Raw genomic sequence first — 9,064 nt, forward strand, 5'->3', positions numbered from 1 at the left:
CCATACCCGGTAGGGGTATATAGAACGCATGCGCAAGGACATCAAGGCATCTGTCGGAAAACGTCTCGGCCGGATCGAGGGCCAGGTTCGCGGCCTGTCGAAAATGGTCGAGGAGGACCGCTACTGCATCGACATCGTGACGCAGATCTCGGCGGTGCGCGCCGCGCTGCGCCGGGTCGAGGAAGAGGTTTTGAAGGACCACGTCGCCCATTGCGTCGAGCACGCAATCTCGAGCGGCGACAAGGCCGACCAGCGCGAGAAGATCGCGGAGCTGATGGCGGTGATCGGACGGGCGGAGAGGTAGCCCTTTACGTCATTGCGAGCGCAGCGAAGCAATCCAGAGCGTCTCCGCGGAGGGATACTGGATTGCTTCGCTGCGCTCGCAATGACGGTGGAGAGAGGGTGAGATCGGGCCACACCCTGGGTGTCGTCCCGGCGAAGGCCGGGACCATAACCACGGGGAGTGGTTTGGCGAAGATTAGGAGTTGAATACTGCGCGATACCAGGACCGCATGCGATGGATGGATTCCGCGGTTTGGGTCCCGGCCTTCGCCGGGACGACGCGTGCCCTAAGCCGCCATCTCCCGCGCCCGCGCGCGATACGTTGCGAGCTCGCTGAGCTGCACGAAATGCTCGCAGAAGGAGGCAGCCATCGCTGCGGGCTGCGCGTTCACTTCCTCAACCGGAACTTCAACCGGCGTCTCTTCGTCAATCGCTTCAGGAACGAGCGGCGGCGCACGGAGCGTTTCTGGAAACACACTGAAAGTGCCCGCCACCTCCTCGAGCGGCTTTTGCTTGTCGGCCCAATGCAGGGCCGTGTAGTCGAATCCGTTGACGATGGTCGGCTTCACCACCTCGAAATAGGGCGAGATGTCGAAGTCGCGGGGCATGTAGAGCGAGGAATCGCGGATGTGCAGGATCTCGCGCCGTGCGGCGCGACTCCCGGCCTTGGTGATCTTGGGCAGGATCGGATAGCGCACCGCGTCGAACGCCTGCGCGATCAGCGCCGAGCAGATGATCTTGGTGGGATCGCCCGAACCGAGCGCGATCATGCGGCGCCGCCAGCGCTGCGGTATCGGCAGCGGGAACAGGAAGCGCATCAGATCGAGGATATTCTTGGTGTCGTAGCCGAAGCCGATGCGGTTGATCGCATAGCGGCACACCGTGGTGCGGTCCTCGTAGGACAGCCCGACCGGGCGGCAGACACGGGTGTGATAGGGGAAGTATTTCGACAGCGGCGCCGAGGTGACGCCCTCGCCGATATTGGCCTCGATCAGCACATGCTGTTCGCCGTCGGGCTCCACGGCGCCCTCGATCGGACCGACATAGAGCGCGGCATGCGACCAGGTCGATTGCGTCAGATATTTGATGATGCCGGAGATGCGGTTGTTGCCCTCGACCAGCAGCACGTCGCCGGGCTCGATGACGCCGCGCAGATGCTCGGGGTCGCTGGGCGTGAACGGCTCATAGCCCGGCACCTCCTTCGAGAGGTACGCGGCAATCACTTTGCCGACTGAATCTAGGACCGTCCCCATGTCGAACTCCCCCACAGCCTTTTCCGGCTGTCTTTTTTCCCTTCTCTATCATGGTCGAAACGTCTTGCAATTCGGTTCATCTCTCTGTGAGGTCAAGCACGATTGATTCACCATGATGGTTGCCGTGCAGCATCAGATGCGGCAAGGTTCGCGGGCTGTTCCCGTTTGCCGCAAGTCCCCGGAAACCATGACATGACAATCACGCGCCGTGGTTTCCTTATCACCTCGGCGGGCCTTGCCGCGCTGCCGGTGCTGCGCGCAAACGCCGCGCCCCTGCCGCGCGACGCCGATATCGTCGTGATCGGCGCGGGTGCCGCCGGGATCGCTGCGGCGCGGCGCGTCATGGCCGCCAATCGCAAGGTCGTGGTGGTGGAGGCGGCGTCGCAGGTCGGCGGCCGATGCATCACGGATACCACGACCTTCGACGTGCCCTTCGACCGCGGCGCGCGCTGGATGCACAATCCCGAAACCAATCCGATGATCCGCCTGGCGCGCAGCGCCGGGCTCGACGTGGTGCAGGCGCCCTCCGGCCAGAAGATGCGCATCGGCCGCCGCAACGCACGCGCCGGCGAGACCGAGGAATTCCTGGCGGCGCTGGTCCGCGCCAACCGCGCCATCGACGAGGCCGCGCGCGGCAAGCTCGACACCTCCTGCGCCTCCGTGCTGCCGAAGGATCTCGGCGACTGGGCGGGCGCCACCGAGTTCATGCTGGGCGCGAGCTTTGCCGGCAAGGACCTCAAGGAGCTCTCGGCGATCGACAAGTCGCGGGCGCAGGACCGCAACGCCGCGATCGCCTGCCGCCAGGGCCTGGGCACGCTGATCGCCAAGCTCGGCGAGCAGGCGCCGGTCGCCCTGTCGACGCCGGCGAGCCGGATCGTCTGGAGCAATCGCGACGTCAGCGTCGAGACGCAAAGCGGCAAGATCGCTGCGCGCGCGGCCATCATCACCGTCTCCACCAACGTGCTGACGTCAGGCGCGATCAAGTTCGCGCCCGACATCCCCAAGCGAACGCTGGACGCGGCCTCGAAGCTCACCCTCGGCAGCTACGACCACATCGTGCTGCAGCTCCCGGGCAATCCGCTCGGCCTGTCGCGCGACGACATCCTGATCGAGCAGAGCAACTCGACCCGCACGGCGCTGATGTACGCCAATATCGGCGGCTCCTCGCTGTGCGCGATCGACGTCGGCGGCTCGTTCGGCCGCGATCTCTCCGAGCAGGGCGAGAAGGCGATGGTCGCCTTCGCCAGGGAATGGATCACGAAACTGTTCGGCAGCGAAGCCGCCGCCGCCGTGCAGAAGACCAGCGCGACGCGATGGAACGCCTCGCCTTACGTGATGGGCGCGATGTCGGCGTCCGCGCCCGGCGGCCAGCTCTCGCGAAAGATCCTGACCGAGCCGATCGGCAATGTCTTCCTCGCCGGCGAAGCCACCCACGAGACGCTGTGGGGCACCATCGACGGCGCCTGGGAAAGCGGCGAGCGCGCCGCGGACGCTGCGCTCCGCAAGATCGGCGCGATCAGGGACGAGCCGGCCGATGTGCCGACGCAGTCGACGAAGAAGCGGCGGGCGAGGCCGCAATAGGGCGAGGGGCCCGCCTCAAACTCCGCCGTCGTCCCGGCGAAGGCCGGGACCCATAACCACAGGGAGTGGTTTGGCGAAGATTCGTAGTTCGGTACGTCTGCTGGCTACAACCGATAGATCACGCGGTATGGGTCCCGGCCTTCGCCGGGACGACACTGATTGCTAACGCAACACCCCGTCCAGCGCCGGCAGCCCGAAGACCACCGCCATCGCAATCAGCGCATAGCAAATCCCGCGAAACACCTTTTCGCTGGCGCGGCCGAACAGGGATGCGCCGAAGGCGACGCCGAGGGCGTAGACCGGACCGACGATCAGCGACAGCAGCAGCGATTCGCGACTGATCAGGCCCGTGGTCGCGTAGCTGACCATCGAGAAGAAATCCGAGGCGCCGAAGAACAGCACGATGTTGGCGCGCGCGACGATCGGGGCGATGGGACGGCCGAGCCAGTAGCCGACGATCGGCGGGCCGCCGGTCTGCGCGAGGCCGCTGCAGAAGCCGGAGAGGCTACCGATGCCGACCGAGAGCCAGGCGTGGTCCTTGCCGCGATAGCGCCAGCCCGACAGCAGCAGGAGCAACAGCGCCGCGACGAAGCAGGAGATGATCCAGCGCGTGGTGACGGGGTCGAGCACGCTCAGGAAGTAGGTGCCGACCGGCACGCCGATCAGCGCGCCGAGCACGATCACGGCGGTAGCCTTGCGGTCCGCCTTGCGCCACGCGTCCGGCAGCAGCGGCGCGGCGGCAACGAAGTCGATCACGAGCAGCAGCGCTGCAACGAGCCTGGGTGCGGCGATGCTGCTCGCCAGCGGCATGAAGATCAGCGCCGAGCCGAAGCCGGAGAAGCCGCGCGCGGTGCCGGAAATGAAAGCGACGGCGCAGAGCGCCATCGCAATTGTGAGGCTGACGTCCTTCGGCAGGAAGTCGGCGATACTCATGCCCTGCTATTCCAGAGCATCATGCTCTATGATTCTGGAGCATGATGTTGTCCGAAAACCGCTTCACACTTTTCGGCATCATGCTCTCAGCGTGCCGCCGGTCTTCTTGGTGACCTCCGCCACGATCTTCGCGGCAACGGCATCGATCTCCTGATCGGTCAGCGTCTTCTCGCGCGGCTGCAGCGTCACAGCCACGGCAATCGACTTCTTGCCGTCGTCGATGCCCTTGCCCTCGTAGACGTCGAACACGTTGACGCCGGCGATCAGCTTCTTATCAACGCCCTGCGCGGCGCGGACGATGTCGGCGGCTTTCACGCCGCGATCGACGATGAAGGCGAAGTCGCGCGACACGGGCTGGAACGCCGACAGCTCGATCAGCGGCTTGGCGCGTGTCGGCTTCTTCTTCGCCTCCGGGATGCGGTCGAGGATCACCTCGAACACCATCAACGGACCGTCGGCGCCGAGCGCCTCGAGCGCGCGCGGGTGCACCTCGCCGAAATAGCCGAGCACGTTCTGCGGGCCGATCTGGATCGTGCCGGAGCGGCCCGGATGCAGCCACGCCGGTCCGCCGGACACGATCTGCAGCGCCTGCATCGGGGCGCCGGCCGCTGCCAGCACCGCCAGCGCATCGGCCTTGGCATCGAACACGGTTGCCTGCGCCGAGCCCGTCCAGTGCCGGCCGAGACCTTCGGACGACGCAAAGCCGCGGCGCACGCCGCTCGCCGCCATGAACTGGTCCTGCGGACGATCGCCCTTGAACACCTGACCGACCTCGAACAGCGCGACGTCGCTGACGCCGCGATTGGCGTTGGCCTGTGCCGCCGCGATCAGGCCCGCGAGCAGCGTCGGGCGCATGTCGGAGAGATCCGACGCGATCGGGTTCGCCACTTCGAGCTCGCGCTGGCCACCGCCGAACAACTCGGCCGCACTCTTGGTGATGAACGACCAGGTCACCGCCTCGATGATGCCGCGGCTCGCGAGCGCGCGCCGCGCGCGGCGGGTGCGGAGCTGCAGCGGGGTCAGTACCGGCTTGCGCGCGTCCTCGCCGCGCTCGAACGGCGTCATCGGTACCTTGTCGACGCCGAAGATGCGGACGATCTCCTCGACGATGTCGGCCTTGCCGTGCACGTCGGAGCGCCAGGACGGCACTGCGACCTTCACCACCGGGCCGGGGCCCGCCATCATGAAGCCGAGATGGGTCAGGATGCGCTTCATCTCCACCTGCGGCACCTCGATGCCGGAGAGACGCTTCACTTCCGTCACGGGGAAATCGATCACGCGGTCGTCGCCGAAGGCCTTGCCGACCACGACGTTCTCGGACGGCGCGCCGCCGCACATCTCCATCACCAGCTTGGTCGCGAGCTCGAGGCCGGGCACCATGAAGGCCGGATCGACGCCGCGCTCGAAGCGGTAGCGCGCATCGGAGTTGATGCCGAGCTTGCGGCCCGTCTGGGCGATGTTGATCTCGTTCCACAGCGCGGACTCGATCAGCACGTCAGTGGTGTTCTCGTCGCAGCCCGAAGCCTCGCCGCCCATGATGCCGGCGAGCGATTCGACGCCGTGCTCGTCCGCGATCACGCAGATCGCGGGATCGAGATTGTAGGTACGGCCGTCGAGTGCCAGCAGCGTCTCACCGTCGCGCGCGCGGCGCACGACGAGATTGCCCTTCACCTTCTTGGCGTCGAACACGTGCAGCGGGCGCGCGCGGTCGTAGGTCATGAAGTTGGTGATGTCGACCAGCGCGTTGATCGGGCGCAGGCCGATCGCGGTCAGCCGCTTCTGCAGCCATTCCGGTGACGGCCCGTTCTTGACGCCGCGCACGAGGCGGAGCGCAAAGCCCGGGCAGAGCGTGGCGTCCTCCACCGTGACCTTCACGGGGCAGGGGAACTCGCCCTTGATCGGTTTGATCGAGGGATCCCTGAACTTGCCCATGTCGGCGGCGGCAAGGTCGCGCGCGATGCCGTGCACGCCGGTGCAGTCCTGCCGGTTCGGCGTGAGGTTGATCTCGATCACGGGATCGCCGAGCGCGGCCCATTCGGCGTAACCGGCACCGATCGGCGCGTCCGCCGGCAATTCCATGATGCCGTCATGGTCGTTGGAGATCTGCAGCTCCGCCGCCGAGCACAGCATGCCGCGGCTCTCGACGCCGCGGATGGTGCCGACGCCGAGCGTGATGTCCTTGCCGGGAATGTAGGTGCCGGGCGGCGAGAACACGCTGACGAGACCGCTGCGCGCATTCGGCGCGCCGCACACGACCTGCACCGGCGCGCCACCGTCACCGGTGTCGACCATGCACACGCGCAGCCGATCCGCATTCGGATGCTGCTCGGCCGAGATCACCTTCGCGATGGTGAAAGGCTTCAGCGCCTTCGCCTTGTCCTCGATGTTCTCGACCTCGAGCCCGATCATGGTGAGCTTGTCGGCGAGCTTGTCCAGGGGCTCGTCGGTCTCGAGATGATCCTTCAGCCAGGAGAGGGTGAATTTCACGAGCTCAGCCCTCCGGCAAGCGTTGGCACTTCGAGCGGCTTGAAGCCGTAATGGCTCAGCCAGCGGACGTCGCTGTCGAACAGCTGGCGCAGATCGGCGATGCCGTATTTCAGCATGGCGATGCGGTCGATGCCCATGCCCCAGGCAAAACCCTGGTACTCGTCGGGATCGATGCCGCAGGCGCGCAGCACGTTCGGATGCACCATGCCGCAGCCGAGAATCTCCAGCCAGTCCTCGCCCTCGCCGAAGCGGATCTCGCCCTTGTCGCGGCGGCACTGGATGTCGACTTCCAGCGACGGCTCGGTGAACGGGAAGAACGACGGGCGGAAACGCATGTTGATGTGGTCGACCTCGAAGAACGCCTTGCAGAACTCGTGCAGGATCCATTTGAGGTGGCCGAGATGCGAATGCTTGTCGATGACGAGGCCTTCGACCTGGTGGAATTGCGGCGTGTGGGTCGCGTCCGAATCGATGCGGTAGGTGCGGCCCGGGCAGATCACGCGGATCGGCGGCTTCTGGGTCAGCATCGTGCGCACCTGCACCGGCGAGGTGTGGGTCCGCAGCAGCATGCGCGAGCCGTCCTCCTTCGGATGGAAGAAGAAGGTGTCGTGCATCTCGCGCGCCGGATGGCCTTCCGGGAAGTTCAGCTTGGTGAAGTTGTAGTCGTCGGTCTCGATGTCGGGACCTTCCGCGACCGAGAAGCCCATGTCGGCGAAGATCGTGGTCAGCTCGTCCCAGACCTGGCTCAGCGGATGGATGCGGCCGGCCTCCGCCGGCGCATCGCGCAGCGGCAGGGTGACGTCGATGGTTTCGGATGCGAGCCGCGCATCGAGCGCCGCCGATTTCAGCACGTCGCGCCGGGCGGTGAGCGCCGCGGTGACCTTGTCCTTGGCCTGGTTGATCGCGGCGCCTTGCGTCTTGCGCTCGTCGGGCGACATCTTGCCGAGCGTGGCAAGCAGCGCCGAGATCGAGCCCTTCTTGCCGAGGGCTGCGACGCGCACCGCCTCGAGAGCGGCTTCATCGCCGGCGGCGGCGATCTGGTCGAGGATGGATGTTTCGAGCGTTGCGAGGTCGGACACAGTCAAATCCTTGCTGCCAAAATTCGGCTGGGTTGTCGCCGCCCGAAGGCCGTAACGTCAAGCAAAAAGCCGGTCATTTCGGGCTGGGAACGGCTGGGTTGAACCTTGCGCGGGGGCGAGGGACCAACGGGGGTACGAGGAGACTTTTGGTGATGCTTTCGAAATGCAGTCTGGCCGTTCTGGCCGTCGTTCTCTCGGTCGCCGGCACCCCTGCGCGCGCCATGGTCTGCATGGACAAGTCCATGACGCTGGACGAGGTCGTCGAGGCCATCGGCGCCCAGAAGAGCTGCGAAAGCGCGATGAAGCTGTTCGGGGATTGCCAATTGACCGCGAGCGGGGATGTCCAGCTCGGCGCCGCCGTCGAGAAGAAGTGCGAGGCGGACTTCATGCCCGGTCTCAACACGGCGCAGCAGCAGGCGTACAAACGCGAGATGCACGTTTGCGACCAGAAGTACCGGAACAAGTCCGGCACCATGTATCTCTCGTTCGCGGCTTTCTGCCGGGCGGAGGTCGCCCAGCGCTATTCGCAACGTGCGCTGAAGGCTGCGGGCCAGAAGGCCCGCTAGCGCGAGCCTTACGCCGCGAGAGCGGCCTTGGCCTTCTCGGCGATCGCCTGGAACGCCGCGGGCTCGTTGATCGCGAGATCCGACAGCACCTTGCGGTCCACGGTGATGCCCGACTTGGCCATGCCGTCGATAAATCGGCTGTAGGTCATGCCGAACGGACGGACGGCAGCGTTGATGCGCTGGATCCAGAGCGCGCGGAAGGTACGCTTCTTACGCTTGCGGTCGCGGAAGGCGTACTGCTGGGCCTTCTCCACGGCCGGCTTGGCGGCGCGGATGGTGTTCTTGCGGCGGCCGTAGAAGCCCTTGGCGGCCTTGTAGACTTTCTTGTGCTTGGCGTGGGCGGTCACACCGCGTTTGACGCGAGACATGACGAAATCCTTCAGAGATGACTTTGGTTATCGGATTGCCGCGGGATGCGCGGCACGGATGCAATGATCGTGGACGCGATCAGGCGTTCGGCAAGAAGTACTTCTTGACGTTGTCGCCGTCGGTCTTGAACAGCACGCGGGTGCCGCGGAGCTGACGGATCTGCTTCTTCGTCCGCTTGATCATGCCGTGACGCTTGCCGCGCTGGGCGTGCATCACTTTGCCGGTGGCAGTCACCTTGAAGCGCTTTTTGGCGCCCGATTTGGTCTTCAGCTTGGGCATTTGGCTCTCCTAATGGCCAAAGAAATCCGCCCGCGAAGGCGGCTGGCCGTCAAAAATGCTCGTTAGAGCGTTGATTGTGCTCAGGTTTTTGCGAACAAGCGCGAAACCCGCACGAAACACCGCCACGGCAGCCCTTAATCAGCCGGGCGATGAAGGCTGGGCTTATGACAGAGGACAGGCCGATTGGCAACGATGAACCGCCGAAACCTGCCCGCCGACTATTGGAGGTTGCCAC

9 protein-coding genes are annotated in these 9,064 nt (G+C 65.5%); 3 read left to right on the top strand and 6 right to left on the bottom strand.

Translation table 11 applies throughout. The features are described from left to right. Window positions 1-28 precede the first annotated feature (28 nt). Window positions 29-304 carry a metal-sensitive transcriptional regulator gene (locus A7X65_RS13930; RefSeq protein WP_063685637.1) on the top strand — a complete coding sequence of 92 codons (276 nt, stop codon included), beginning with the start codon at window positions 29-31 and terminating at the stop codon, window positions 302-304. A gap of 265 nt (window positions 305-569) precedes the next feature. Here the strand turns inward: A7X65_RS13930 and A7X65_RS13935 are convergent, their stop codons facing one another. Next, the gene (locus A7X65_RS13935; protein WP_063685639.1) at window positions 570-1,535 is read right to left on the bottom strand and encodes a YiiX/YebB-like N1pC/P60 family cysteine hydrolase; all 966 of its coding nucleotides are present in this window, start codon (window positions 1,533-1,535) and stop codon (window positions 570-572) included. Window positions 1,536-1,727: 192 nt separating this feature from the next. Between A7X65_RS13935 and A7X65_RS13940 the strand changes: the two genes are divergently transcribed. Then, on the top strand, window positions 1,728-3,116 hold the full coding sequence (locus A7X65_RS13940) for a flavin monoamine oxidase family protein (protein WP_063685641.1): 1,389 nt from the start codon (window positions 1,728-1,730) through the stop codon (window positions 3,114-3,116). Window positions 3,117-3,278: 162 nt separating this feature from the next. Here the strand turns inward: A7X65_RS13940 and A7X65_RS13945 are convergent, their stop codons facing one another. The 3 genes from A7X65_RS13945 to pheS form a co-directional block, all read right to left on the bottom strand. Beyond that, window positions 3,279-4,049, bottom strand: a complete 771-nt coding sequence (locus tag A7X65_RS13945; protein WP_063685643.1) for a sulfite exporter TauE/SafE family protein — start codon at window positions 4,047-4,049, stop codon at window positions 3,279-3,281. 78 nt (window positions 4,050-4,127) lie between these two features. Further along, window positions 4,128-6,536, bottom strand: a complete 2,409-nt coding sequence (pheT, locus tag A7X65_RS13950; protein WP_063685645.1) for a phenylalanine--tRNA ligase subunit beta — start codon at window positions 6,534-6,536, stop codon at window positions 4,128-4,130. Continuing rightward, window positions 6,533-7,615, bottom strand: coding sequence for a phenylalanine--tRNA ligase subunit alpha (gene pheS / locus A7X65_RS13955; RefSeq protein ID WP_063685647.1), 1,083 nt, complete (start codon window positions 7,613-7,615; stop codon window positions 6,533-6,535). Before pheS ends, pheT begins: the two co-directional genes overlap by 4 nt. 152 nt (window positions 7,616-7,767) lie before the next feature. Between pheS and A7X65_RS13960 the strand changes: the two genes are divergently transcribed. Continuing rightward, window positions 7,768-8,181 carry a hypothetical protein gene (locus A7X65_RS13960; protein WP_063687678.1) on the top strand — a complete coding sequence of 138 codons (414 nt, stop codon included), beginning with the start codon at window positions 7,768-7,770 and terminating at the stop codon, window positions 8,179-8,181. Window positions 8,182-8,189: 8 nt separating this feature from the next. On the opposite strand, the gene rplT is transcribed toward A7X65_RS13960, so the two are convergent. Next, window positions 8,190-8,549 carry a 50S ribosomal protein L20 gene (rplT, locus tag A7X65_RS13965; RefSeq protein WP_063685649.1) on the bottom strand — a complete coding sequence of 120 codons (360 nt, stop codon included), beginning with the start codon at window positions 8,547-8,549 and terminating at the stop codon, window positions 8,190-8,192. Window positions 8,550-8,628: 79 nt separating this feature from the next. Next, window positions 8,629-8,829 (bottom strand): 50S ribosomal protein L35, encoded by a 201-nt coding sequence (gene rpmI / locus A7X65_RS13970; protein WP_008539890.1) that lies wholly within the window; start codon window positions 8,827-8,829, stop codon window positions 8,629-8,631. Window positions 8,830-9,064 lie beyond the last annotated feature (235 nt).

This window comes from Bradyrhizobium stylosanthis, assembly GCF_001641335.1.
Classification (GTDB): Bacteria; Pseudomonadota; Alphaproteobacteria; order Rhizobiales; family Xanthobacteraceae; genus Bradyrhizobium; species Bradyrhizobium stylosanthis.